Annotated in this window: 25 protein-coding genes and 1 tRNA gene; 14 read left to right on the forward strand and 12 right to left on the reverse strand. The window is 63.8% G+C overall.

Going from position 1 to position 22,430, the window contains the following annotated elements; translation table 11 throughout:
* Positions 1-104 precede the first annotated feature (104 nt).
* Positions 105-2,243 carry a TonB-dependent siderophore receptor gene (locus ACIPZ8_RS16625; RefSeq protein WP_400725208.1) on the forward strand — a complete coding sequence of 713 codons (2,139 nt, stop codon included), beginning with the start codon at positions 105-107 and terminating at the stop codon, positions 2,241-2,243.
* A 112-nt stretch (positions 2,244-2,355) separates the two neighbouring features.
* On the opposite strand, the gene ACIPZ8_RS16630 is transcribed toward ACIPZ8_RS16625, so the two are convergent.
* A tRNA-Ser gene (locus tag ACIPZ8_RS16630) sits at positions 2,356-2,445 on the reverse strand.
* A gap of 199 nt (positions 2,446-2,644) precedes the next feature.
* On the opposite strand from ACIPZ8_RS16630, the gene ACIPZ8_RS16635 reads away from it, so the two are divergent.
* The 3 genes from ACIPZ8_RS16635 (at position 2,645) to ACIPZ8_RS16645 (ending at position 5,202) form a co-directional block, all read left to right on the forward strand.
* A complete protein-coding gene (locus tag ACIPZ8_RS16635) occupies positions 2,645-3,334 on the forward strand; it encodes a crotonase/enoyl-CoA hydratase family protein (RefSeq protein ID WP_400725211.1) in 690 nt (229 codons plus the stop codon).
* 81 nt (positions 3,335-3,415) lie between these two features.
* Entirely contained in the window at positions 3,416-4,135 is a 720-nt protein-coding gene (locus ACIPZ8_RS16640) for a lysophospholipid acyltransferase family protein (RefSeq protein WP_400725214.1), read from the forward strand.
* Positions 4,136-4,230: 95 nt separating this feature from the next.
* Complete coding sequence (locus tag ACIPZ8_RS16645; RefSeq protein WP_110638272.1) at positions 4,231-5,202, forward strand: magnesium and cobalt transport protein CorA; 972 nt, start codon at positions 4,231-4,233, stop codon at positions 5,200-5,202.
* Positions 5,203-5,236: 34 nt separating this feature from the next.
* Here the strand turns inward: ACIPZ8_RS16645 and ACIPZ8_RS16650 are convergent, their stop codons facing one another.
* On the reverse strand, positions 5,237-5,971 hold the full coding sequence (locus ACIPZ8_RS16650) for an amidotransferase (protein WP_400725217.1): 735 nt from the start codon (positions 5,969-5,971) through the stop codon (positions 5,237-5,239).
* A 478-nt stretch (positions 5,972-6,449) separates the two neighbouring features.
* Here ACIPZ8_RS16650 and ACIPZ8_RS16655 point away from each other — a divergent pair, with 478 nt between their 5' ends.
* The gene (locus ACIPZ8_RS16655; RefSeq protein ID WP_400725220.1) at positions 6,450-7,250 is read left to right on the forward strand and encodes a c-type cytochrome; all 801 of its coding nucleotides are present in this window, start codon (positions 6,450-6,452) and stop codon (positions 7,248-7,250) included.
* Positions 7,251-7,375: 125 nt separating this feature from the next.
* On the opposite strand, the gene ACIPZ8_RS16660 is transcribed toward ACIPZ8_RS16655, so the two are convergent.
* The 4 genes from ACIPZ8_RS16660 to ACIPZ8_RS16675 form a co-directional block, all read right to left on the reverse strand.
* Positions 7,376-7,708: a ribonuclease E inhibitor RraB gene (locus ACIPZ8_RS16660; protein WP_110639695.1), complete on the reverse strand. Its 333-nt coding sequence runs from the start codon at positions 7,706-7,708 to the stop codon at positions 7,376-7,378.
* A gap of 174 nt (positions 7,709-7,882) precedes the next feature.
* Entirely contained in the window at positions 7,883-8,119 is a 237-nt protein-coding gene (locus tag ACIPZ8_RS16665) for a hypothetical protein (RefSeq protein ID WP_027919510.1), read from the reverse strand.
* A gap of 142 nt (positions 8,120-8,261) precedes the next feature.
* Positions 8,262-10,319, reverse strand: coding sequence for an LTA synthase family protein (locus tag ACIPZ8_RS16670; RefSeq protein ID WP_400725224.1), 2,058 nt, complete (start codon positions 10,317-10,319; stop codon positions 8,262-8,264).
* A 143-nt stretch (positions 10,320-10,462) separates the two neighbouring features.
* The gene (locus tag ACIPZ8_RS16675) at positions 10,463-10,654 is read right to left on the reverse strand and encodes a PLDc N-terminal domain-containing protein (RefSeq protein ID WP_400725649.1); all 192 of its coding nucleotides are present in this window, start codon (positions 10,652-10,654) and stop codon (positions 10,463-10,465) included.
* 124 nt (positions 10,655-10,778) lie between these two features.
* On the opposite strand from ACIPZ8_RS16675, the gene ACIPZ8_RS16680 reads away from it, so the two are divergent.
* Complete coding sequence (locus ACIPZ8_RS16680) at positions 10,779-11,717, forward strand: ZIP family metal transporter (protein ID WP_400725227.1); 939 nt, start codon at positions 10,779-10,781, stop codon at positions 11,715-11,717.
* Positions 11,718-11,985: 268 nt separating this feature from the next.
* Here ACIPZ8_RS16680 and ACIPZ8_RS16685 read toward each other — a convergent pair whose 3' ends face one another.
* Both ACIPZ8_RS16685 and ACIPZ8_RS16690 read right to left on the reverse strand, forming a co-directional pair.
* On the reverse strand, positions 11,986-12,516 hold the full coding sequence (locus tag ACIPZ8_RS16685; protein WP_400725230.1) for a hypothetical protein: 531 nt from the start codon (positions 12,514-12,516) through the stop codon (positions 11,986-11,988).
* A 59-nt stretch (positions 12,517-12,575) separates the two neighbouring features.
* Complete coding sequence (locus ACIPZ8_RS16690) at positions 12,576-13,100, reverse strand: ankyrin repeat domain-containing protein (protein WP_400725232.1); 525 nt, start codon at positions 13,098-13,100, stop codon at positions 12,576-12,578.
* A gap of 267 nt (positions 13,101-13,367) precedes the next feature.
* Between ACIPZ8_RS16690 and ACIPZ8_RS16695 the strand changes: the two genes are divergently transcribed.
* Positions 13,368-13,640, forward strand: a complete 273-nt coding sequence (locus ACIPZ8_RS16695) for a DUF3509 domain-containing protein (RefSeq protein ID WP_027596016.1) — start codon at positions 13,368-13,370, stop codon at positions 13,638-13,640.
* 126 nt (positions 13,641-13,766) lie between these two features.
* Here the strand turns inward: ACIPZ8_RS16695 and ACIPZ8_RS16700 are convergent, their stop codons facing one another.
* From ACIPZ8_RS16700 to aroC, 3 genes are all read right to left on the reverse strand, one after another.
* On the reverse strand, positions 13,767-14,303 hold the full coding sequence (locus ACIPZ8_RS16700) for an oxidase (RefSeq protein WP_400725235.1): 537 nt from the start codon (positions 14,301-14,303) through the stop codon (positions 13,767-13,769).
* Positions 14,300-15,457, reverse strand: coding sequence for an MFS transporter (locus tag ACIPZ8_RS16705; protein WP_400725238.1), 1,158 nt, complete (start codon positions 15,455-15,457; stop codon positions 14,300-14,302). The genes ACIPZ8_RS16700 and ACIPZ8_RS16705 overlap by 4 nt, the downstream gene beginning before the upstream one ends.
* Positions 15,458-15,530: 73 nt before the next feature.
* Positions 15,531-16,622 carry a chorismate synthase gene (aroC, locus tag ACIPZ8_RS16710; protein ID WP_400725240.1) on the reverse strand — a complete coding sequence of 364 codons (1,092 nt, stop codon included), beginning with the start codon at positions 16,620-16,622 and terminating at the stop codon, positions 15,531-15,533.
* Positions 16,623-16,763: 141 nt separating this feature from the next.
* On the opposite strand from aroC, the gene ACIPZ8_RS16715 reads away from it, so the two are divergent.
* Positions 16,764-17,726 (forward strand): alpha/beta fold hydrolase, encoded by a 963-nt coding sequence (locus ACIPZ8_RS16715; RefSeq protein WP_313711509.1) that lies wholly within the window; start codon positions 16,764-16,766, stop codon positions 17,724-17,726.
* Between the two features lie 102 nt (positions 17,727-17,828).
* A complete protein-coding gene (locus ACIPZ8_RS16720) occupies positions 17,829-18,617 on the forward strand; it encodes a hypothetical protein (protein ID WP_400725243.1) in 789 nt (262 codons plus the stop codon).
* Positions 18,618-18,654: 37 nt separating this feature from the next.
* Here the strand turns inward: ACIPZ8_RS16720 and prmB are convergent, their stop codons facing one another.
* Positions 18,655-19,563, reverse strand: a complete 909-nt coding sequence (gene prmB, locus ACIPZ8_RS16725) for a 50S ribosomal protein L3 N(5)-glutamine methyltransferase (RefSeq protein ID WP_054883674.1) — start codon at positions 19,561-19,563, stop codon at positions 18,655-18,657.
* A gap of 180 nt (positions 19,564-19,743) precedes the next feature.
* On the opposite strand from prmB, the gene ACIPZ8_RS16730 reads away from it, so the two are divergent.
* The 5 genes from ACIPZ8_RS16730 (at position 19,744) to ACIPZ8_RS16750 (ending at position 22,403) form a co-directional block, all read left to right on the forward strand.
* Positions 19,744-20,334: a cysteine hydrolase family protein gene (locus tag ACIPZ8_RS16730; protein ID WP_027919522.1), complete on the forward strand. Its 591-nt coding sequence runs from the start codon at positions 19,744-19,746 to the stop codon at positions 20,332-20,334.
* An 88-nt stretch (positions 20,335-20,422) separates the two neighbouring features.
* Complete coding sequence (locus tag ACIPZ8_RS16735; RefSeq protein WP_400725247.1) at positions 20,423-20,743, forward strand: hypothetical protein; 321 nt, start codon at positions 20,423-20,425, stop codon at positions 20,741-20,743.
* 59 nt (positions 20,744-20,802) lie between these two features.
* On the forward strand, positions 20,803-21,363 hold the full coding sequence (locus ACIPZ8_RS16740) for a Smr/MutS family protein (protein WP_400725250.1): 561 nt from the start codon (positions 20,803-20,805) through the stop codon (positions 21,361-21,363).
* A 70-nt stretch (positions 21,364-21,433) separates the two neighbouring features.
* Complete coding sequence (gene folE, locus ACIPZ8_RS16745; protein WP_103449647.1) at positions 21,434-21,979, forward strand: GTP cyclohydrolase I FolE; 546 nt, start codon at positions 21,434-21,436, stop codon at positions 21,977-21,979.
* A 58-nt stretch (positions 21,980-22,037) separates the two neighbouring features.
* The gene (locus tag ACIPZ8_RS16750; protein WP_400725253.1) at positions 22,038-22,403 is read left to right on the forward strand and encodes a glutaredoxin; all 366 of its coding nucleotides are present in this window, start codon (positions 22,038-22,040) and stop codon (positions 22,401-22,403) included.
* Positions 22,404-22,430 lie beyond the last annotated feature (27 nt).

Below are 22,430 nucleotides of genomic sequence, written 5' to 3' on the forward strand. Positions count from 1 at the left end.
GGGCCTGGGCCTGCTAAGATAGCGGCCTTTTTCTGCCTGTACTGGCCCTTTCGCGGGTAAGCTCGCGAAGGGGCCAGTGCGCTTCACCCCAAGGACGCCCCTGCATGCCCCTGCTTCGCCCTCACCTGCCCCTGAGCCTGCTCAGCCTGGGCCTGGCCCTGCACAGCCCCCATGGCCTGGCCGAAGACAGCCTGGAACTGGCCCCGGTGCAGGTGTCCGACACCTACGGCGATGAGGGCTACCAGGTGCGCGAGGCCTCGGTCGGCGGCTTCCAGCCCGCCCCGTTGCTCGACACCCCTGCTTCGGTCAGCGTGTTCAGCCAGCAACTGCTGGAAGACCGCCAGGTGCGCCTGCTCAGCGAAGTGCTGCAAAGCGACGCCTCGGTAGGCGAAAGCTATGCCCCGATCGGATACTACGAAAACTTCAACGTGCGCGGCTTCGAGCTCAACGCCGCCAGCAGCTATCGCATCAATGGCCAGACCATCGCCGGCGAACAGAACGTGGCGCTGGAGAACAAGCAGCAGGTCGAGCTGCTCAAGGGCTTGTCTGGCCTGCAGAGCGGCGTGTCGGAGCCGGGCGGGCTGATCAACTACGTGACCAAGCGCGCCGCCGACGTACGCAGCGTGACGGTTTCAACCAACGCCCAAGGCGAACGCTACCTGGCCACCGACCTTGGCGGCTGGTTCGGCAACGAGCGGCAGTTCGGCCTGCGCGTCAACCTGGCCCACGAGGACATCCGCTCCTACGTCGACCATGCCGACGGCCAACGCGACTTCGCCTCGCTGGCATTCGACTGGCAGATCAACCCCGATGCCACTTTGCAGCTCGACGCCGAGTACCAGCACCGCGAACAGCGCTCGGTACCGGGCTATCAGCTGCTGGGCGGCAGCGAACTGCCCCACGGTATCGACCCGAGCGACCGCCTGGCCTACCAGCACTGGGCAAAGCCTGTGCAGAACGATTCGCTGAACCTGGGCGGGCGCTTCGAATACCGCTTCAACGAGGCCTGGACCGGCACCCTGAGTGCATCGCGCAGCAAGCTGGTGATCGACGACTACAGCGCGTTCGCCTGGGGCAGCGAGGGTGGCTGGCAGTCGCATTTCAGCCCCGAAGGCGACTACGACATCTACGACTTCCGCAGCCCCGACGATACCCGCCGCACCGATGAGGCCCAGGCCATGCTCAATGGCCATTTCGACGCGCTGGGTGTGCAGCACGACCTGACCGTGGGCAGCAGCGCCCAACGCCGCACGCTCGACCAGCGCCCCTACTACAACGAGCTGGTCGGCAGCGGCAACATCTATACCGGCGCGCCGGCCGTTGCGCCGTCGGACAAGCCGGTCGGTGCCAGCGAAAAGCGCCTGGACAGCCGCCAGTACGGCCTGTTCGTCAGCGATCGCATCAGCTTCAACGAACAATGGCAGACCGTGCTTGGAGCCCGCGAAGTGCGCCTGGATGAAAAAACCTGGGACGAGAACGGCGTGGCCGGGCGGCATACCCGGCAATACCAGCTGCTGCCCAATGCCGCGCTCATCTACAAACCACGCCCCGACACCACGGTGTATGCCAGCTACGCCAAGGGGTTGTCGGCTGGCGGCACAGCACCCTGGTATGCCAGCAACGCGGCCGAGATACTCGCCCCTACCCTCTCGCATCAGCTGGAGCTTGGCATCAAGCGTGACTGGCAAGGCATGAGCTTCAGTGCCGCGCTGTTCCAGATCCGCCAGGCCTACCAGTACGCACGCCCCGAAGGTGACGGCAGCTTCACCTATGTGCAACAGGGCCAGCAGAAGAACATCGGCCTGGAACTGGGCGCCAGCGGCTGGGCAACTTCTAATCTACAGCTGCAGGCCAGCGCCGCAGCGATTCGCGCCCGGGTGCAGGACAGCGGCACCGATGCCTATGAGGGCCATCAGGCGATCAACGTGCCGCGGCTGCGCGCCGCCCTGCAGGCCGAGTACAGCTTGCCAGTACCCGGCCTGGCATTGCTCGGCGGGGCGCGCTACAGCGCCAGCAAGTATGCGAGCCAGGCTGGCAACGTCGAGGTGGGTGGGTACACCGTGTTCGATATCGGTAGCCGCTACCGCACGCAGATCGGTGGGTATGACACCGTGCTGCGGCTGACAGTGGATAACGTTTTCGACAAGCGCTACTGGCGTGATGTGGGGGATTACCTGGGTGACAACTATCTGTTCCAGGGGGCGCCGCGGACAGCGCGGTTGTCGGCCTCAGTGAACTTTTGAGTCTCTGGAGCGAGTGACGGCCTTGTAGGAGCGGCCTTGCCGGGGCGCTCCTACAAGGCCCCGGAATGCAAAAAGCCCCCGAACTTTTCAGCTCGGGGGCTTTCGCAGAATGTGGCGGTGAAGAAGGGATTTGAACCCTTGATACGATTTCTCGTATACACACTTTCCAGGCGTGCTCCTTCGACCACTCGGACACTTCACCGTTTTCCCTTCGAGGCTTTCACCCCGTCGAGGCGCGCTAATTTAGTAGAAGAGCTTTTCTTTGGCAAGCATTTTTTTCAAATTTTTCATGTATTTGCATGGAGGGACCAATAAACGCTGACCGACCAGTCAGCCTTGCTGCTTTACCTGGCCTTCGGCGCTGGGTAACGTCAGCGCCACGTCACCCAAAGGATCCTGCAATGAGCGAGCTGATTACCTACCACGCCGAAGATGGCATCGCCACCCTGACCCTGGACAACGGCAAGGTCAACGCCATCTCGCCGGACGTCATCGCGGCCTTCAATGCCGCCCTCGACCGCGCCACGCAGGAGCGTGCCGTGGTGATCATCACCGGCCAGCCAGGCATTCTCTCCGGGGGGTACGACCTCAAGGTGATGACCTCCGGCCCTAAAGAAGCCGTCGCCCTGGTCACCGCCGGCTCCACCCTGGCCCGTCGCCTGCTGTCGCACCCGTTCCCGGTGATCGTCGCCTGCCCCGGCCATGCCGTGGCCAAGGGTGCCTTCCTGCTGCTGTCGGCGGATTACCGCATCGGCGTCGAAGGGCCGTACAAGATCGGCCTGAACGAAGTGCAGATCGGCATGACCATGCACCACGCCGGCATCGAGCTGGCCCGCGACCGCCTGCGCCGCTCGGCCTTCCACCGCTCGGTGATCAATGCCGAGATGTTCGAACCCAGGGATGCACTGGATGCCGGCTTCCTCGACAAGGTGGTGCCGGCCGAGCAACTGCTTGAGGTTGCCCAGGGCGTTGCCCGCGAGCTGAAGAAGCTGAACATGCTGGCGCACAAGAACACCAAGCTGAAAGTGCGCAAGGGGCTGCTGGATACCCTGGACGAGGCGATTCTGCTCGACCAGGGCCACATGGGCTGAGTGCACTGACTCACACCAAGGTTTGCCGCGGCCAGTGCACAGCCGTACACTGCGCCGCGACTGTCTGGTGTGAGTCGTACCATGCTTTACTCGCTTCGCATGTTCCTGCTGGCGCTGCACTTCCTGCTGGCGAGCGCCCTCGGCCTGCTGATCGGCCTGCTGCGCCCCTTCAACCGTGACAACAGCCGCATCTTTGCCCGCCTCTACAGCCTGCCGGCCACCTGGCTGATGCGCATCAAGGTCAAGGCCGAAGTCGGCCCGCTATGGGACCAACCGCCCGGCTGCGTGATCGTCGCCAATCACCAGTCCAACTTCGACCTGTTCATCCTCGGCCGTGTGGTGCCGCAACGCACCGTAGCCATCGGCAAGAAAAGCCTCGGCTGGATCCCGCTGTTCGGCCAGCTGTTCTGGCTCGGCGGCAATGTGCTGATCGACCGCAACAATGCCTACCTGGCGCGCAAGGCCATGCAGACCACCACGGGCATCCTGCGCGACGACACCTCGATCTGGATCTTCCCGGAAGGCACGCGCAACCCCGAAGAACAACTGCTGGCGTTCAAGAAAGGTGCGTTCCACATGGCCGTGGAGGCCGGCGTGCCCATCGTACCGGTGTGCGTCAGCCGTTATGCCCGGCGCCTGGGCCTGAACAGCTGGCGGCGGCGTACCGTGATCGTGCGCTCGCTGCCACCGATCGCCACCAGCGGCCTCAGCCAGCAGGACCTGCCGGCACTGATCGAACAGTGCCGCACCCAGATGCAGCAATGTATCGACCTTATGGAAAGTGAACTGAAAAAGACCTAGTTTGCTTCATCGCGAGCAAGCTCGCTCCTACAGTTGCTCTACGGCCAACTACAGCCCAAGCTGTAGCCCGTGTGCAACCGAATAAGTGGATAACCATGGGTCGAGTCGTGGCATCGGCGGTGTATGCCGCCGGCAGAAAGGTCACCAACATCAATATCGACGAGGGCAGCGAGTGGGCGCGCAAGCCGGGGCACTTCGTGTGGATCGGCCTGGAAGAGCCCAACGCCGAGGAGCTGGCCAACCTGCAGTGCCAGTTCAACCTGCACGAACTGGCCATCGAGGATGCGCTGGAGAAGCACAGCCGGCCCAAGCTGGAAACCTTCGGCGACGCGCTGTTCATCGTCACCTATTCGCCGGTACGTCACGAAGGCAAGCTGGAGTTCATCGAAACCCACATCTTTGCCGGCAACGGCTACATCATCACCTGCCGCAACGGCCACTCGAAATCCTACGCCCTGGTGCGCCAGCGCTGCGAGGCGCGCCCGCTGCTGCTCGAACATGGCGAAGACTTCGTGCTGTATGCCCTGCTCGACTTCGTCACCGAGAACTACCAGCCGGTCAGCGAGGCCATTCATGGCGAGATCGAGGAGCTGGAACAGAGCGTGCTGAGCACCACATTGCAGGAGGAGGATATCCAGCGCCTGCACAGCCTGCGCCGCGACATCCTGCGCCTGCGCCGTTACGTGGCGCCGATGGTGGAAGTCAGCGAAGAACTTCAGCGCCTGAGCTTCCCGTTCATCGACAAGAACATGCGCCCGTACTTTCGAGATGTGCAGATCCACGTGACGCGACAGATGGAGGACCTGGCCGGGATTCGCGACATCGCCAGCCAGACCATCGAGATCGGCATGCTGCTGGAATCGTCACGGCAGAGCATCGTGCAGCGCAAGTTTGCCGCCTGGGCGGCGATCCTGGCCTTCCCCACGGCGATTGCCGGGATCTACGGGATGAACTTCCAGAACATGCCGGAGCTGGGTTGGCACTATGGCTACTTCGGGGTACTCGGCGTGATCGTGCTGGGGTGTACCGGGCTGTTTGCCAGCTTCAAGAAATCTGGCTGGCTTTAGAATGCCGGGGCTGCTTTGCAGCCCCGGCAATTGATCAGGCAGCGCTGTCGCTGGCCTTGGCCGGCTGCTGGATGAAGCGCATCATCCACTCGCCCACCAGGTCACCCTGATGCTCGGTGGCCAAACTGGCAATGGCCTTGTGGTACACCTCGTCCCCCAGGTACTCCTGACGCGCATCGAGCAGCGCCCGTGAGTAGTCGTGGACGAACTCCGGGTGGCCCTGGAAGCACAGCACCTGGTCACGGATGTGGTATGCCGCATTCGGGCAGAAGTCGCTGGAGGCAATCACCGTGGCGCCCTCCGGCAGCTCGGTGACCTGGTCCTGGTGGCTGATCAGCAAGGTCAGCTCGGAAACCTCCGGGTCCATCCACGGCGCATGCGCCGCCAGCGAATAGCGGTGAACGCCCACGCCCCAGCCCTGGTCGGCGCGCTCGGCCTTGCCACCCAGGGTCAGTGCCAGCAGCTGATGACCGAAACACACACCCAGCAGCTTCTCGCCACGCTCGTAGAGCTTGAGCAGGTAGGCCTTGAGCGTCTGGATCCAGGGGTCGCTACCGAACGAATCGGCCTTGCTGCCCGTCACCAGGTAGGCATCGAAGCGTTCGCCGTCGGGCGGGTAGTCGCCGTTCATCACGTTGTACACACGAAACTCGGCGGCGATCGGCTGACGCGAGAAGAGCTGCTCGAACATCCTTCCGTAGCCCTGGTACTGCGCGGTCAACTCCGGTCGCAGGACATCGGTTTCAAGGATGCAGATGCGTAACGACATAGGGATAGTCCTGAACGACATGGGTGGAAATCTGTTGTAGAGACTGACGCGAAAGCCACGTACAAGCAAGTAGGCTGCACTGACGAACGGTCACATTTTGTCGGAGAACCGCAGCTGGATACGCGGCTGTCTAGGCAGAGCGTGCCAGCGCTATGGCCACTGGCCTCATAGCCAATCGGAATTTCCGTTCAAGCTATTTAGAACAAAGGGTTCTCAATATTGGTTAACGCTCGCCCTGTGGGTGGTTTATATCCACATACATGAGGCAAGCAGACCCGACAAGGAAGCCACCGGGTATTCAGGAATAACAACAAGAAGGCGGTCCGCCATGTTCAGACAATCGAAACTTCGCCAAGCCGGGCTCATTCTCTTCGCCACGACTTTGCTGCTGATTCTTCCCAACCTCACGCGGTTGTTCGGCTGAAAGCGCCAATGCCGCGCTTGGGTTAACCTGCGACTTTCCGGTCGGAGATTGCCCATGCGCCATTGCATTGCCCTGTTGGCCCTGTTGTTGAGCCTGCCGCTATCGGCGGCGCAGTTGTACCTGGAGCTGGGTGACAGTGCCCGGCAGTGGTCCAGCGACGAACTGCTGAAGCACCCTCAGGCACGCGACATCGACATCGATCAGGACGTCTCCTACAAGCGGCCCATGCATTATCGCGCCGTGCCCCTGGCAACGCTGCTGCAAGGGGTAAAGGCCGATGACCATCTGCAGGCCGTAGCACTGGACGGCTTTGCCGCAGAAATGCCTGCTGGGCCTTTGCTGCAGGAAGGCCCGGCACGTGCCTGGCTGGCCGTCGAGGACCCGGCCAAACCTTGGCCAGCGCTGGGCGATGGCAAGCCGAGCGCCGGGCCGTTCTACCTGGTGTGGAGCAACCCGCAGGCGAGCGGCATCCGCCCCGAGCAATGGCCCTTCCAGGTCGCCACGATTCGTCGACTGGCGCCGGTCGAACAGCGTTTTCCGGCGCTGCTGCCCGACCCCAGGCTGCCGGCCAATGACCCGGTGCGCCAAGGCTTTGCCCTGTTCCAGCAGAACTGCCTGGCCTGCCATCGGCTTAATGGTGCGGGGGATGCGCAGTTCGGGCCCGACCTGAACGTGCCGCACAACCCGACCGAGTACTTCCGGCCTGAGTACCTGCGCCTGTACATCCGTGACCCGCAGGGCTTGCGGCAATGGCCGCAGGCGCGGATGCCGGGGTTTGCCGAGAATGTGTTGAGCGAGCAGGAGCTGGATGCGCTATTGGCTTATCTGGGGCATATGGCTGGGCGCAGGCCTTGAGATTGTCGGGGCCGCTGTGCGGCCCATCGCAGGCAAGCCCGCTCCCACAGAGACATCACAGGGCCTGAGGGCGGTGATATCCCTGTGGGAGCGGGCGTGCCCGCGAAGAAGGCAACACATTCCTTTCAGGCAATCGGCCTCTCCTGCTTGACGCCCCACCCTTCGACTTCGCCACCATAGGGTGAAACGACCTGCTCGAAGGCTTCCTCGAAATCACCAATCCCGCCATAGGTGGCGTACATGACCTTGCTCAGTTCCAGGTGCCACGCGCCATCGTCCAGTTCACGCACCTGAGCATTCAACGATTCACCACGAAACTGCCCGGCTGCCCGTCGCGCGCCGGCTTCATCTGGAAATACCGCGTAGAACTCGATGGGGTGGATGCGGGTGAAGTCGAAACCGCCAGCTTTCATCTGGCGCAGGACATTGCTGCTGATATCGTCGTTCAGGCTGCTCATGAATCGTCCTCCCGAATAATGCGATGGATAGACTTTCCGTGCACTACGCACCTGCCGGCACTGCCGACAGATCGAGCTGATGCAAGACGCGAATTGAATGGGTGCAGGCCCGCAGAAAAGGCCGGCACCTCCCTCCAGCGTAGTGCCTGCGCAGGCACCACGCCAACCCGTGATTCAGGGCGCTTCGTGGATGCTGGTGATGATCACGCCGTTCTGCTCCTTGAGCCAGCGTGCAGTGGGGGATGGGGCGCGGTCCTGGAAGTCGTTGAGGTCCAGCTCATCCATGACCGGAAACAGATGCGAACGGATGGCGCGGGCCGCTTCCTCCTCGCTGGGGCACTGCTCACCATGCAACAGCAAGGTGGTTGGCTCGCCTTTCTGGTCGGCAAAGATGACTTCCCACTCTTTCATTGAATTGCCCTCTCAATCAAAGAACACCTGGTGTGTGACGCCTGTAGATGCAGACCTTGGGCCTGGGAATTCGTTCATGCAACTGCCAGCAACAGAAACAGAAAGGGCCGCAATGCGGCCCTTTCTGTTTGCTACAGGATGCTTATTTCTTTGGCGTACCGTGGACAACACCGGCGGTGTTGTCCAGCAAGCTCTTGGTCGCCGTCTGGATGAAGGCCTCGAGCTGCTGCAGCATCTGCGGCTGCTCAGGGCTTTCGATCAGCTCGGCCTTGAACTCGCTGCCCAGCTGGTAGCGGTACATGCGCGGGCTCATGTCCTTGGACTCGATCAGCAGGTGATCGCCCTTGACAAGGCCGACGATCTGCTCGCTGCCCGACGGTTTGATCATGCCGATGCCCGGGTCGCCCTCAGGCAGGTTGAGCAGGTCGCGGCCCCAGCACTGGTGACGGGTTTCGCCACCCAGGCGGCCCATGATGGTCGGCACGATGTCGACCTGGGTACCCACGGTGTGGTTGACCGCACCGAACTTCTCCTGGATGCCCGGCGCGATCAGCAGCAGCGGCACGTTGAAGCGGCCCAGGTCCAGCTCGGTGACCTGCTGCTGGTTGCCGAAGCCGTGGTCGCCGACGATGACGAACAGGGTGTCCTTGAAGTACGGCTCCTTGCGCGCCTTCTCGAAGAACTGGCCCAGCGCCCAGTCGGAATAGCGCATGGCGGTCAGGTGCTCGTCCAGGCGGCCTTGCCCTGTGACCTTCTCGACCGGCAGGTTGCTTGGCAGCGCGTACGGGGTGTGGTTGGACAGGGTCTGCAGCAGCGCGTAGATCGGCTTCTTCTGGTCATGCTTGGCCAGTTCCTCGTTGCCGCGGTCGAACATGTCCTGGTCGGACACACCCCAGGTCGGGTCGGAGAACACCGGGTTGACGAAGTCGTTACGGCCGATGAACGTGGTCATGCCCTGGTTGCCGAAGAACCCGGACTGGTTGTCCCAGGCAAAATCGCCGTTGTAGACATAGACGTCGTCGTAGTCACGGGCGCTGAGCAGCGCGGGCAGGCCCGACAGCTTGTGGCCACCTTCAGGGGTCTGCATCAGGTATTCGAAGCCTGGCAGGTTGGGGAAGCAGGCCATGGTGGCGAACATGCCCTGGTGGGTATGGGTGCCGTTGGAGAAGAAGCGGTCGAACAGCAGGCCTTCTTTGGCCAGCTTGTCGAAGTACGGGGTGATGTTGTTCGGGCTGCCCAGGGCGCCGACCGAGTGACCGGCGAAGCTTTCCATGAGGATCACCACGACGTTCTTGATCGGCAGGGTGCGGTCGGCCGGCGGCACGAAGTCGCGGCGCACGGCTGCCTCGTCGGCGTCGACCAGGGTGTCGTTGGCGGTCAGCAGCTGCTTGCGCACGGTCTCGGTGGCCAGGTCCTGTTTCAGCACCGGCTTCCAGATATTGGCGCGGTCTTCGCCGAAGCGGCTCTTGGCAGCGTCGATCAGGGTCAGGGTGCCGTTCAGGCCCAGCTGGTTGACGAAGTTGGAGTCGGTGGTGAAGGCGTCACCCCAACGCATCGGCGGGCCCTGGCGCAGAGTGCCACGGGCGGCAACCACGGCCACCAGCAAGATCACCATGAACACCGCCAGGCGGTTGTACCACGGCGCCACGCGCTGTTCGCCGGTACCCCGGGTCAGGCGGTCGATGCCCTTGAACAGCAGGCTCAGCAGCCAGGTGCCGAAGGCCCAGGCCAGCAGGTAGCGAACCACCGGGAAGCCGTACCAGAGCATGCTCAGCACGGTTTTCGGGTCTTCCTTGATGTACTGGAAGACCAGGCCGTTGAGGCGCTGGTGGAACTCACGGTAGAAGTCCATCTCCATCAGGCCGAGGAACATCACCACGCTCGAGGCGAGGGTCAGCCAGAAGCGGAACAGCCCGCGCCGGGCCATGAGCCAGGGGCTCAGCATTGCCAGCAGCAGAGGAATGCTCAGGTACACCACCACCCGCAGGTCGAAGCGCAATCCGTTGAAGAAGCCTTCGGCGACGGTCGAGTAAGGGGTGTCGCCGATCATGTCGCTGTTGTAGACCAGCAGCGCCAGGCGCACCAGGCTGAGCATCAACATGATCACCAGGCCGCTGAGCAGCGTATAGGCCAGGTGCGATTTCAAGGTCGGCGTGAACGCTCGCGCGCCCTGTTGCCTCAAGGCATCCGTGTTAGCCATGAATGGGAAGGTCCTAGGATTGCGGTTTGCGGAGATGGCGTTGGGGCTGGCCCAACGCTGCATTATGCGGGAGCGGATTCTGTTTAAACCAATGTGAAAATTTTGTCACGACACTATTGCTGATTTTGTCTGCGACGCGGCTTTCATATACGGACATCACCCCGCGGCCCGGCAATCGCCCAGATCACCAGGCCGATCACCGGCAGCAGGGCAATCAGCAGAATCCACAGCACCTTGATCCCCACTTCGCTGCCGCTCTTGATCACATTGAGGATCGCCCAGATGTCCAGGGCGAGGATGATCAGGCCGACCAGGCCATTGAATGTAGAGCCCATTGCCACGTTCTCCTTGAGAGGCTGTTGCTGAGCATAGTCCTCTATCGGCGCCATAGAAGGGAATCCTTGGCCAGCCGCACAGGTCACTGCATAGACTGCAAGCATTCATGGATTCGAGGTTCCTATGCCCCCCGCCCACAGCCACAGCGCCACCCCACCTTCCCTGCTCAGCGCCTGGCGCCAGCAGGCGCTCAGCACCCCATGGCTCAGCGCGGGCCTGGGCGTGAGCCTGCTGGCGGTCATCGTGCTGCTGGCGGCCAGCTTCTGGAACGCCATCAATGGCGACCACGCCGACAACCTGCACCTGGCCGCGTTCGGCGGGCTTTCCGGTTTTGCTGCCACCGCCCTGGGTGCGGTGCTGGCGGTGGTGCTGCGCGATGTCAGCGCGCGCAGCCAGGATGTGATGCTCGGTTTTGCCGCCGGCATGATGCTCGCTGCCAGTTCGTTCTCGCTGATCCTGCCGGGCCTGGATGCCGCCCGGGCGATCACCGGCAACGGCCCGGCGGCGGCGTTCACCGTGGTGCTGGGCATGGGCCTGGGCGTGCTGCTGATGCTCGGCCTCGACCGCTTCACCCCGCACGAGCATGAAAGCACCGGGCCGTGCGGCCCGGAGGCCGAGCGGCTGAGCCGGGTGTGGCTGTTCGTGCTGGCGATCACCCTGCACAACCTGCCCGAAGGCATGGCGATCGGCGTGAGCTTCGCCAATGGCGACATGAACATCGGCCTGCCGCTGACCAGCGCCATCGCCATCCAGGACATCCCTGAAGGCCTGGCCGTGGCCCTGGCCTTGCGGGCGACCGGGCTGTCGAACCTGAAAGCTGCGCTGGTGGCGATTGGTTCAGGGCTGATGGAACCTCTGGGCGCGGTGATCGGCCTGGGCATTTCCACCGGGTTTGCCCTGGCCTACCCGATCAGCATGGGGCTGGCGGCGGGAGCGATGATCTTCGTGGTGTCCCACGAAGTGATTCCCGAGACCCACCGCAACGGGCACCAGACCTCGGCGACCCTGGGATTGATGGGTGGGTTTGCGGTGATGATGTTTCTGGATACCGCGTTGGGCTGAGGGGCTTGTCGCTGGATTTGCGGCGCCTGTGAGATCGAGCGCCGCCCGCGCGGCGCATCGCAGGCAAGCCTGCTCCTACATTTGTTTCGGGCCAGTCATGCCTGTGCCATCAGCGCGCGGGCCTTTGTTTGTACTACACGATATCGTGCCATGCGCAAAGGGTTACGCGCGCCGCTGCCACAGGACTCACTGGCCCGAAACAGATGTAGGAGCAGGCTTGCCTGCGATGCGCCGCGCGGGCGGCGCTCGATCTCACAGGCGCTGCAAATCAGACATGAACCGCGACCTTCAAGGCCTCCAGTGCCGGCTCCACCTTGATCCCCACCTCGGCCCCCAGCTCCAGCACCCGCGCCAGGTCCTGCTGGCCAACCATCACCATCTGCAGTTCGTCATCGAGTAGCTGGCTGAAGTTGAGCAGCACATAACCACCCGCTTCCTTGTTCAGCGCGCCCATCTGCACCTGGATGCGGTTGAGTGCGGTCAGCGGCTCGGTGCGCGCCAGCTGCTTGGGCTTGAGGGTGAACGGCACGCTCTGGTCGAACGAATCGCTGATGTGCTGGAACAGCGCCTGATAGCTGTCGGCCTGGAACACCACCGTGTCTGGCAGACTGCCGAGCACCACCCATTCACCCAGCGGGATCGGGAAGCTGTCGTCGTAGTTGATATCAGGGTTGGCGGCGAGGAAGGCAGCGGGGTCAGCGTAGGCCTGGGCGGCCTCGTCGGCGATGCGCTCGATGTCCTCATCGCGCATGCAGCCGGCGCCGATGAGGCTGATGAATTCGAGCAACTGGTTTTTCATGAAGGGGGCCTGCGACGGGTGAAAAGTCGCCAAGGATAGCCGCAAATGCCCCCGGGCAGTTAGCCGGCCAGCGCTTGCAGGCGTGCGACAGCGTCCACCGCGCCCATGGTCTGCGCCGCCATCAGCGCCGTGGCGCCACGGGCGTCCTGGCGCGCCGGGTCGGCACCCTGTGCCAGCAGGTAGTCGAGAATCTCGCCACGGTTGAACATCGCCGCCAGCATCAGCGCGGTACGCCCGTCCTGCGCGGCAGCATCCACCGGCACGCCGCTTTCCAGCAGCAGGCGGATCATTGCCAGGTCCCCCTTGAACGCCGCGCCGGCGATGGGCAACTGACCGTTGTCGTTGGCGATCAGCGGGTCGGCACCGTGGGCCAGCAGCACCTCCACCGCTTCATGCTGGCCGTGGTAGCTGGCCAGCATCAGCAAGGTGTCGCCCTTGTGATTGCGCAGGTTGGCCGGCAAGCCGCCGGCAAGCAGGCGCCCGAGCATCTCGGCGTCGCCCTGACGGGCACGCTCGAAGACCTGCTCGGCAAAAGCGGCGGTTTCGTCATCGGTCATGGCGGTAGCGGTGGGTTGAGCGGACATCGGGAACCTCCTGGCATAAATGATTGCCCAAGTTTTTGTCAGGCATGCCATTGCGGTCAAAGGTTCAGATTCTATGGGGCTGATAGGCAAAGCCTGAACCGTGCAAAATGCACTGTGCTAAATGCACGACCATGCAGCCTGCACGATGCCGCTACTGAAAATACCCCATAAGGCCCTGTATTTACGGGACTTTCCCCGCCTCCACGTTCTGGCACGGTCACTGCAAAGATCAACTCACGTCTGCCCACACAACAGTCAGGAGTTGATATGGACCTCATCCAGGAAAAATTCGTCTCGGTGTTCTCGGCTTACCAGGTCGCCACCCAGCCCCGCCCTGACGGTGGCGTGCTGCTGACCCTGCGCGCCGCCGACGGCAAGGTCACCCGCCGTGTGCTGACCTACGGCCAGCTGCACAGTGCCGAGCAGTTGTCCTGGGCGATCAGTGCCATTCGTCGTGACCTGGCCGAGCAGGCCAGTGAACTGCCGGTGATATCCATGCTGCAGAGCCAGCAACGGTTTGCGCTGCCGACCTACCGCTGAGGTTTGTCTGTACCGGCCTCATCGCGGATAAATCCGCTCCTACACACAGATACTGCATTGCCCCTAGGGATGGCGGGGTACCTGTTTGTAGAAGCGGATTTATCCGCGATGAGGCCCGGTCAGTCACTAAAGCTCGTCGATCCCGAGAAACGCCCGAGCAGTCGCATCGCCGGTAAACCGCGGCTCCATACCCTGCTCACTGGCAAACAGGCGCAACGCCAGGCAGAACGGATTGTCCCCCAGCTCCACCCAGCGCCGCGTCCCTGCCGGGACCACCAGCTGGTCACCCTTTTCGCACAACACCGCATACACATACTCGCCCAGACGCAGGCCGACTTGTGCGCGGCCGGTCACGACGGCGAACACTTCGTCGCTGTCGTGCACATGCTCGTCACGCACATCGACCTGCGTCGGATCGAGGCCATCACGGTTGAGCAGCGTGAACGCCGCGCAGCCCTGCGCCGTCATCAGCTGATCGAGGTGCCCACGGCAGGCGTCGAGCACATCAGCCTGGTTGCTGCCCGGGCGCACGCGCAACTCCAGCGGGCTGTGGCTGAAGCGCACGCCCTGCTCGGCCAGGGTCGCGGCGATGTCGTCGTGGTGGGTCAGCACCTTGCTCGGCAAGTCCGGGCTGGACGGGTGGAAAACACAGAGGATGCTCATCGGCTGCTGGTCCTGGTCGATTTCGAACGAGTGGCAATGATAACGGCTGCCGCCAGCGCTGCGGCGCTGGCCATACCAAAGGTGAAGGTCGGCCCCAGCATTTTCCAGCTGTAGCCCGAGTACAGGGCGCCCAACGCACCGCCGGTACCCGACAGCGCCGCGTACAGCGCCTGGCCCTGACCTTGCTGGCGGGCACCGAAACTGGCCTGGACGAAAGCGATGGACGCGGCGTGGAAGCAGCCGAAGGTGGCCGCGTGCAGCAACTGGGCGAAGATCAGCACGGCCGGCTCCCCCGCCAGGTTGCCCAGCAGCAGCCAGCGCAGCGCTGCCAGCAGGAAGCTGACCAGCAGCACCTGCTGCACGCTGAAGCGGGCAAACAGGCGGCTCATGACCATGAACATCAGCACTTCGGCCACCACTCCCAGCGCCCACAGCAAGCCGATGGCACCGCGGCTGTAGCCCAGGTGTTCGAGGTGCAGGGTGAGGAAGGTGTAGTACGGGCCATGGCTGAGCTGCATCAACGCCACGCAGATATAGAAGGCGATCACCCCTGGCGCCGTCAGCTGGCGCAGGAAACCGCCCGCCTCACGGCGCTCGCCCTGCTCCACCGGCTGGGCATTGGGCACCCACAGGCTGGCGGCGACAATGCCAGCCATGATGGTCACCAGTGCCACCGGGTAGATGTCCAGGCTCAGCCATTCGAACAGCCGGCCCAGGCCGACCACGGTGAGGATGAAGCCGATCGAGCCCCACAGGCGCACCTGGCTGTAGCGCGAGGTCTGCCCATGCAGGTGGGCCAGGGTGATGACTTCGAACTGCGGCAGCACCGCATGCCAGAAGAACGCATGCAGCGCCATCACCAGCGCCAGCCAGGCGTAGCTCTTGCCGAAGAAGATCAGCGAGAAGGTGGCCAGAGTCGACAAGGCGCCCAGGCGAACGATCAGCAGGCGCTGGCCACTGCGGTCACCGAGCCAGCCCCACAGGTTGGGGGCGATGCAGCGCATCAGCATGGGGATGGCCACCAGCTCGCCGATGCGTGCCGGGGAGAAACCCAGGTGGTCGAAGTACAAGGCCAGGAACGGCGCGGTGGAGCCCAGCAGGGCGAAGTAGAACAGGTAGAAGCTGGACAGGCGCCAGTAGGGGATCGGTTGCATGGAATGGGCCTTGTGGAGACCTGTACCGGCCCCTTCGCGGGCTTGACCCGCGAAGAGGCCGGGCCTGGCTAGATCAGAGCTGGCCCAGCACCGGGGTGTTGACTTTCACATCGGCATTCTGCGCACGGTGACGCAGCAGGTGGTCCATCAGCACGATGGCCATCATCGCTTCGGCGATCGGCGTGGCGCGGATGCCTACGCAGGGGTCATGGCGGCCCTTGGTGATCACCTCGACCGGGTTGCCATCGACATCGATCGAGCGGCCTGCGGTGGTGATGCTGGAGGTCGGCTTCAGCGCCAGGTGGGCGACGATCGGCTGGCCCGAGCTGATGCCACCGAGGATGCCGCCGGCATTGTTGCTGAGGAAGCCTTCCGGGGTCAGCTCGTCACGGTGTTCGGTGCCGCGCTGGGCAACGCTGGCGAAGCCGGCCCCGATTTCCACGCCCTTGACCGCGTTGATGCTCATCAGCGCGTGGGCCAGCTCGGCGTCGAGGCGGTCGAAGATCGGCTCGCCCAGGCCTGGCATCACGCCTTCGGCGACCACGGTGATCTTCGCCCCGACCGAATCCTGGTCACGACGCAGCTGGTCCATGTAGGCCTCGAGTTCCGGCACCTTGCTCGGGTCGGGGCTGAAGAAGGCGTTTTCCTCCACCGAGTCCCAGCTCTTGAACGGGATTTCGATCGGGCCCAGCTGGCTCATGTAGCCACGCACCTGGATGCCCTGGGTGGCCAGGTACTTCTTGGCGATGGCACCCGCGGCCACGCGCATGGCGGTTTCGCGGGCCGAACTGCGGCCGCCGCCACGGTAGTCGCGGGTGCCGTACTTGTGGTGGTAGGTGTAGTCGGCGTGGGCCGGGCGGAACAGGTCCTTGATCGCCGAGTAGTCCTTGGACTTCTGGTCGGTGTTGCGGATCAGCAGGCCGATCGAGCAGCCCGTGGTACGGCCCTCGAACACGCCGGAGAGGATCTCCACTTCGTCGGCTTCCTGGCGCTGGGTGGTGTGCCGGCTGGTGCCGGGCTTGCGCCGGTCAAGGTCGTGCTGCAGGTCGGCGAGGGAGATTTCCAGCCCAGGTGGGCAACCATCGACAATGGCGACCAACGCCGGGCCATGGCTTTCGCCAGCGGTGGTGACAGTGAACAGCTTGCCGTAGGTATTGCCGGACATGGACGCTCCGCGAAATCTGCCTGAGATGAACGAAAGCAGGGAGTATACAGATGGAATGGCTGTCTGTGCGCTGCGTAAGGCTTGCCTGCGAACCTTCCCGCAAACATTGGGTCAAAGCGTCATCTCTCCATGTAGTACCGCATGATGTCGCGCCTCGTCGCCTTCTTCCTCCTGCTGTGCACTGGCCTGGCCCAGGCCGCCGCCCCCACCGTGCTGCAACGGCCCATCGACCTGGACACCGGCCAGGGTGTGCTGCACGGCAGCCTGCTGCTGCCGCAACAGGCCACACCACCGCCGGTGGTGCTGATCATCGCCGGTTCCGGTCCCACCGACCGCGACGGCAACAACCCGGCCTCGGGGCGTATCGACAACCTCAAGCGCCTGGCCCTGGTGCTGGCCAACGAACACATCGCCAGCGTGCGCTACGACAAGCGTGGGGTGGCGGCCAGCCAGCCGGCCACACCCGATGAGCGCGACCTCAGCGTGCAGCGCTACGTCGACGACGTGGTGGCCTGGAGCCGCAAGCTCAAGGCCGACCCACGTTTCGGCCCACTGATCCTGGTCGGCCACAGCGAAGGGGCGCTGATCGCCAGCCTGGCCGCCGAGCGTGCCGGCGCCAGCGCGGTGATCACCCTGGCCGGCATGGGCCGGCCCTTGGCGGACGTGCTGCGCGAGCAGCTTGCCCAGCGCATGTCACCGGCGCAACTGGCCGGTGGCAGCGCCCTGCTCGACCGCCTGCAGGCCGGGCAGACCAGCCTGGACGTGCCGGCGCCGCTGCGCCAGGTGTTCCGCCCCAGTGTGCAGCCCTACCTGATCACCCTGCTCCAGCAGGACCCGGCGCAGGCCTTCGCCCGCTTGCCGATGCCTGCGCTGATCGTGCAGGGCCGCAATGACGTGCAGGTCGACGTGGCCGACGCCGAACGCCTCAAGGCGGCCAAGCCGGATGCCCAGCTGGTACTGATCGACGGCATGAACCACATGCTGCGCATCAGCCCCAAGGACATGCACCTGCAGCGTGACAGCTACCTCAACCCGGAATTGCCATTGGCGCGGGAGCTCGGCGAGCGGGTGGTCAGTTTCATTCACCAGTTGCCTTCGGCCTGACCCTCAAATATCGGCAAAACCTGCCGATAACGCGGTATCGGTGCTGATTGGGGCCGCTTTGCGGCTCCGACAGCGCCCGCCCGTATCTGAGGAAATGCCTTGATGACCGATGCCCCCGCCGCCGTAGAGCCAGCCGAGGAGCCGCACGCCCCGGAACCTGCCGCCCTGCCCTGGGCCGACCTTGCCGTCGAACACTTCCAGCTGCTGCGCCTGGCGCCCTTGCCCACCGACCGCAACAGCGGTGCACGGCCATTGCGCTTCGTCGAGTTCGCCTACGCCGAGCGCCATGACAAGGCCCACAGCCTGCTGCGCATGGAAATCCGCCTGCCCGGGCAGAAAGTGCGCAAGGAGCAGAACCAGCTGGATGTGCGGGTGGATCACACCGAGCGCCTGGTGACCCTCGGCAGCGACAGCGGCCTGCAACTGGAGCCGCTGAACCGTGGCCTCGGCCGCTTCATGCTCGGCCAGGCCGTGCAGTGGCTGCAGCGGCGCTGGTCGAACTACCGGGTCGAAGGCATGGCGCTGCCGAACAAGGATGCGCTGAACGAAGATACCCGCCTGCGCCGCGACCGCTTCATCACTGCCAGCGGCATGGAAGTGGAATACGCCGACCCGCAGCACCTCAAAGGCCGCACCCTCGACACCACGGTGAACCAGCTCAAGGGCGGCTGGAATACCGAGAAGGTGCAGCAGTTGGGGATTCTCGATACGGCGGGGATGCTGCAACAGGCCGAACAGCAGTTGCTGGAAAAAGAGGGGCAACTGCGCGAGCGGGATGAACGGGTGGCCAAGTACCGCCGTGAGGACAGCGGGTTGCGCTTTACCATCACCTGCCTGGTGGCGTTTGCCGTGTTCCAGGCGGGGTTGCTGATCTGGATCGCTACCCGGTAAACAGCTGGGGCCGCGTTGCGGCCCAAGCAATCCAGCATCAGACGCGAGCCTTGAACAGCTCCTGGTGCTGACGGCACTGCTCGGCGGTGAGCATGAACACACCATGCCCGCCACGCTCGAACTCCAGCCAGGCGAAGTCCACTTCCGGGTACAGCGCCTCGACATGCACCTGGCTGTTGCCGACCTCGACAATCAGCAAACCTTTGTCGGTCAGGTGGTCGCCCGCCTCGGCCAGCATCCGCCGTACCAGGTCCAGGCCGTCATTGCCGCAGGCCAGGCCCATTTCCGGCTCGTGGTGATACTCGGCCGGCATGTCGCCGAAGTCCTCGGCATCGACGTACGGCGGGTTGGACAGGATCAGATCGAAACGTTGCCCCGGCAGGCCGGCGAAACCGTCACCCTGCACAGTGAATACGCGCTCGTCGAGGCCATGGCGCTCGATGTTCTGGTTGGCCACCTCAAGCGCGTCGAACGACAGGTCGGCCAGCACCACTTCGGCCTCGGGGAACACCTCGGCTGCCACGATACCGATGCAGCCGGAGCCGGTGCACAGGTCGAGGATGCGTGCCGGCTCCTGCGCCAACCACGGCTCGAAGCGCTTTTCGATCAGCTCGCCGATCGGCGAACGGGGCACCAGCACACGCTCGTCGACGATGAACGACATGCCGCAGAACCAGGCTTCGCCCAGCAGGTAGGCGGTTGGCACGCGGTCTTCGATACGGCGTTTGAGCAAGTGCTGCAGGCGTACCCGCTCGTCGTCCTCGAGCTGGCAGTCCAGGTAGCTGTCGGCGATTTCCCATGGCAGGTGCACGGCGCCCAGCACCAGCAGGCGGGCTTCGTCCCAGGCATTGTCGGCACCGTGGCCGAAGAACAGCTCGTGCTCATGGAAGCGGCTGACCGCCCAGCGGATATGGTCGCGCAACGTGCGCAGACGAGATGTGATCACGGGGTACTCCTAATTCAGACCGTACAAAAGTCTAACAGCCCCACCCGCACATTTGTTCGCCGCGATGCCCCAACGGCAGGCCACAGGCCAGTAACCACGCCGCTTGCGATGTCAACCATTCCCATTGGCGCCAAGGCAAGGGAGAATAGGTATACAAAAGCCCTACCCAAGGAGCCCTTGATGTCCGTTCCAACCACGATGTTCCGCCTCACTGGTCGCGACTACCCGCCGGCCAAGCTGAGCCAAGCCAGCCTGATCATCATCGATGCGCAGAAGGAATACCTGAGCGGTCCTCTGCAGCTGTCGGGCATGGACGAGGCCGTGGCCAACATCGCCCGGTTGCTCGACGCCGCCCGCAAGGCCGGCCGTCCGATCATCCACGTTCGCCACCTCGGTACCGTTGGCGGGCGCTTCGACCCGCAGGGCCCGGCCGGCCAGTTCATCCCGGGCCTGGAGCCGCGCGAAGGTGAAATCATCATCGAAAAGCGCATGCCCAACGCCTTCAAGAACACCAAGCTGCACGACACCCTGCAGGAGCTGGGGCACCTGGACCTGATCGTGTGCGGTTTCATGAGCCACTCCAGCGTCAGCACCACCGTGCGCCGCGCCAAGGACTATGGTTATCGTTGCACCCTGGTGGAAGACGCCTCGGCAACCCGCGACCTGGCGCTCAAGGACCAGGTGATCCCCGCCGCGCAGATCCACGCGTGCGAAATGGCCGTGATGGCCGACAACTTCGCCTGTGTCGCCCCTACCGCCAGCCTGATCTGAGCTGACGCTGCGATGACCGCCCGGCAGCCGGGCGGAACCCGAGGGCCGGGCCCAGGTCGAATTCCGGATGTCCACAGAGGAAACTGGAATGAAGCTCAAAGGCAGTTTCGACGCCAAGCGTCTGCGCCCGCGGGAACCGCGTAACTGGGGTGCGCGTATTGCCGCCGGCCTGTCGGCCCTGATCGCTACGCTCGGCGTGCTGCTGGCCATGGCCGGCATCGCCGGGCTGCTCGGCAACTACACCGCCCTGGCCGAACTCAATGCCAACCGCCCGCTGGCCGGCATCGTGGCCGTGGTCGGGCTGTTGCTGCTGTACCTTGGCGTGCGCTTCTGGCGCCGCAGCCGTATCCGCCTGCGCCGCGGGCGCGAGCTGAACCTGTCGCCGCACCTGATGAAGAAGCATGACTGAGGCCAATGCAGACGCCACAGGGCTGATCGCGTAAACTACGCCGCCCACGTGGAGGCACCATGCAAGACGACGATTTTTCCCTGTTCAGCGCTGAAGTGCGCGGCGTCAAGCCGATCAAGCACGATCGCGCTGAGGTGGGCAAGCCGAAAACCGACCGCAAGCAGCTGGCCGGCCTGCGCCAGGCCGCGACAGTGCGCAGTGACCAGACCCTGGTGATCGACGGCCTGTCCGACCAGTTTGTCATCGATGTCGGTGCCGAAGACGAGCTGATGTGGCGCCGCGACGGCGTGCAGGAAAGCCAGATTCGCAAGCTCAAGCTTGGCCAGATCGCCTTCGAGGGCAGCCTCGACTTGCACGGCATGAGCGTGGAAAAGGCCCGTGAAACCCTGTGGGCCTTCATCGCCGAAGCCACTCAGCTGGAAGTCCGCTGCGTACGGGTGACCCACGGCAAGGCCGCACGCCTGGACGGCAAGCGCCCAATGATCAAGAGCCACGTCAACACCTGGCTGCGCCAGCACCCGCAAGTGCTCGGCTTTACCTCGTGCCAGGCCCGCCATGGCGGCACTGGCGCGGTCTATGTGATGCTCAAGCGAACCATGATGGAAGGCCGCGACGAGTAACGCCGTGCTTGCAGCGCCGCGCGCGGCGCCGTACCCTTCCTTTTTGCGATTTTTACCCACAGGTAGATACATGTCCCTGGAACAGAACTACACCGAGATCCTCAGCCAACTTGGCGAGGACGTCTCCCGTGAGGGCCTGCTCGACACGCCCAAGCGGGCTGCAAAGGCCATGAAGTACCTTTGCCGCGGTTATGAGCAGACGCTGGAAGAAGTCACCAACGGCGCGCTGTTCACCTCCGACAACAGCGAGATGGTGCTGGTCCGGGACATCGAGCTGTATTCGATGTGCGAACACCACATGCTGCCTTTCATCGGCAAGGCCCACGTCGCCTACCTGCCCAAGGGCAAGGTCCTGGGCCTGTCGAAGGTCGCGCGCATCGTCGATATGTTCGCCCGCCGCCTGCAGATCCAGGAAAACCTCAGCCGCCAGATCGCCGAGGCCGTGCAGCAGGTAACTGGCGCCGCTGGCGTGGCGGTGGTCATCGAAGCCAAGCACATGTGCATGATGATGCGTGGCGTGGAGAAGCAGAACTCGACCATGCTCACTTCGGTGATGCTGGGTGAGTTCCGTGAAAACGCCTCGACTCGCAGCGAGTTCCTCAGCCTGATCAAGTGATCGGCGCATGACCCGAGCCGGCCCCCAGGGGTCGGCTTTTGCATTTCAGGAGTAGCCCATGATCGTCAAAGCCCTGCGGGTCGGCCTCGGCCAGCTCATCGTGTTCGGCGACTGGATCAGCCGCCCGGCCAAGCAGAAGCGTGATGCGGCGGCCCAGGCGCGTGTCGAGCAAGAGGCCAAGGGCCTCGCGCTGTACCAGTTCCATGCCTGCCCGTTCTGCGTGAAGACCCGCCGTACCCTGCACCGCCTGAATGTGCCGGTGGCGTTGCGTGATGCCAAGAACGACGACGGGCATCGCCAGGCCCTGCTCGAAGGCGGCGGCCGGGTGAAAGTGCCGTGCCTGCGCATCGAAGAAGCGGGCAAGGTGGCCTGGATGTATGAATCCAAGGCCATCATTGCCTATCTGGACAAGCGCTTCGCGTAAGCCCTGCGCGGTCCCTGTAGGAGCGGC

This window comes from Pseudomonas sp. NPDC089422, assembly GCF_044749405.1.
In the GTDB taxonomy this organism is placed as follows: Bacteria; Pseudomonadota; Gammaproteobacteria; order Pseudomonadales; family Pseudomonadaceae; genus Aquipseudomonas.

Excerpts from the sequence above, each read along its gene's own strand:
- ACIPZ8_RS16625 (WP_400725208.1), top strand. The coding sequence starts at position 105 with ATGCCCCTGCTTCGCCCTCACCTGCCCCTGAGCCTGCTCAGCCTGGGC.
- ACIPZ8_RS16635 (WP_400725211.1), top strand. The coding sequence starts at position 2,645 with ATGAGCGAGCTGATTACCTACCACGCCGAAGATGGCATCGCCACCCTG.
- ACIPZ8_RS16640 (WP_400725214.1), top strand. The coding sequence starts at position 3,416 with ATGCTTTACTCGCTTCGCATGTTCCTGCTGGCGCTGCACTTCCTGCTG.
- ACIPZ8_RS16645 (WP_110638272.1), top strand. The coding sequence starts at position 4,231 with ATGGGTCGAGTCGTGGCATCGGCGGTGTATGCCGCCGGCAGAAAGGTC.
- ACIPZ8_RS16650 (WP_400725217.1), bottom strand. The coding sequence starts at position 5,971 with ATGTCGTTACGCATCTGCATCCTTGAAACCGATGTCCTGCGACCGGAG.
- ACIPZ8_RS16655 (WP_400725220.1), top strand. The coding sequence starts at position 6,450 with ATGCGCCATTGCATTGCCCTGTTGGCCCTGTTGTTGAGCCTGCCGCTA.
- ACIPZ8_RS16660 (WP_110639695.1), bottom strand. The coding sequence starts at position 7,708 with ATGAGCAGCCTGAACGACGATATCAGCAGCAATGTCCTGCGCCAGATG.
- ACIPZ8_RS16665 (WP_027919510.1), bottom strand. The coding sequence starts at position 8,119 with ATGAAAGAGTGGGAAGTCATCTTTGCCGACCAGAAAGGCGAGCCAACC.
- ACIPZ8_RS16670 (WP_400725224.1), bottom strand. The coding sequence starts at position 10,319 with ATGGCTAACACGGATGCCTTGAGGCAACAGGGCGCGCGAGCGTTCACG.
- ACIPZ8_RS16675 (WP_400725649.1), bottom strand. The coding sequence starts at position 10,654 with ATGGGCTCTACATTCAATGGCCTGGTCGGCCTGATCATCCTCGCCCTG.
- ACIPZ8_RS16680 (WP_400725227.1), top strand. The coding sequence starts at position 10,779 with ATGCCCCCCGCCCACAGCCACAGCGCCACCCCACCTTCCCTGCTCAGC.
- ACIPZ8_RS16685 (WP_400725230.1), bottom strand. The coding sequence starts at position 12,516 with ATGAAAAACCAGTTGCTCGAATTCATCAGCCTCATCGGCGCCGGCTGC.
- ACIPZ8_RS16690 (WP_400725232.1), bottom strand. The coding sequence starts at position 13,100 with ATGTCCGCTCAACCCACCGCTACCGCCATGACCGATGACGAAACCGCC.
- ACIPZ8_RS16695 (WP_027596016.1), top strand. The coding sequence starts at position 13,368 with ATGGACCTCATCCAGGAAAAATTCGTCTCGGTGTTCTCGGCTTACCAG.
- ACIPZ8_RS16700 (WP_400725235.1), bottom strand. The coding sequence starts at position 14,303 with ATGAGCATCCTCTGTGTTTTCCACCCGTCCAGCCCGGACTTGCCGAGC.
- ACIPZ8_RS16705 (WP_400725238.1), bottom strand. The coding sequence starts at position 15,457 with ATGCAACCGATCCCCTACTGGCGCCTGTCCAGCTTCTACCTGTTCTAC.
- aroC (WP_400725240.1), bottom strand. The coding sequence starts at position 16,622 with ATGTCCGGCAATACCTACGGCAAGCTGTTCACTGTCACCACCGCTGGC.
- ACIPZ8_RS16715 (WP_313711509.1), top strand. The coding sequence starts at position 16,764 with ATGATGTCGCGCCTCGTCGCCTTCTTCCTCCTGCTGTGCACTGGCCTG.
- ACIPZ8_RS16720 (WP_400725243.1), top strand. The coding sequence starts at position 17,829 with ATGACCGATGCCCCCGCCGCCGTAGAGCCAGCCGAGGAGCCGCACGCC.
- ACIPZ8_RS16730 (WP_027919522.1), top strand. The coding sequence starts at position 19,744 with ATGTCCGTTCCAACCACGATGTTCCGCCTCACTGGTCGCGACTACCCG.
- ACIPZ8_RS16735 (WP_400725247.1), top strand. The coding sequence starts at position 20,423 with ATGAAGCTCAAAGGCAGTTTCGACGCCAAGCGTCTGCGCCCGCGGGAA.
- ACIPZ8_RS16740 (WP_400725250.1), top strand. The coding sequence starts at position 20,803 with ATGCAAGACGACGATTTTTCCCTGTTCAGCGCTGAAGTGCGCGGCGTC.
- folE (WP_103449647.1), top strand. The coding sequence starts at position 21,434 with ATGTCCCTGGAACAGAACTACACCGAGATCCTCAGCCAACTTGGCGAG.
- ACIPZ8_RS16750 (WP_400725253.1), top strand. The coding sequence starts at position 22,038 with ATGATCGTCAAAGCCCTGCGGGTCGGCCTCGGCCAGCTCATCGTGTTC.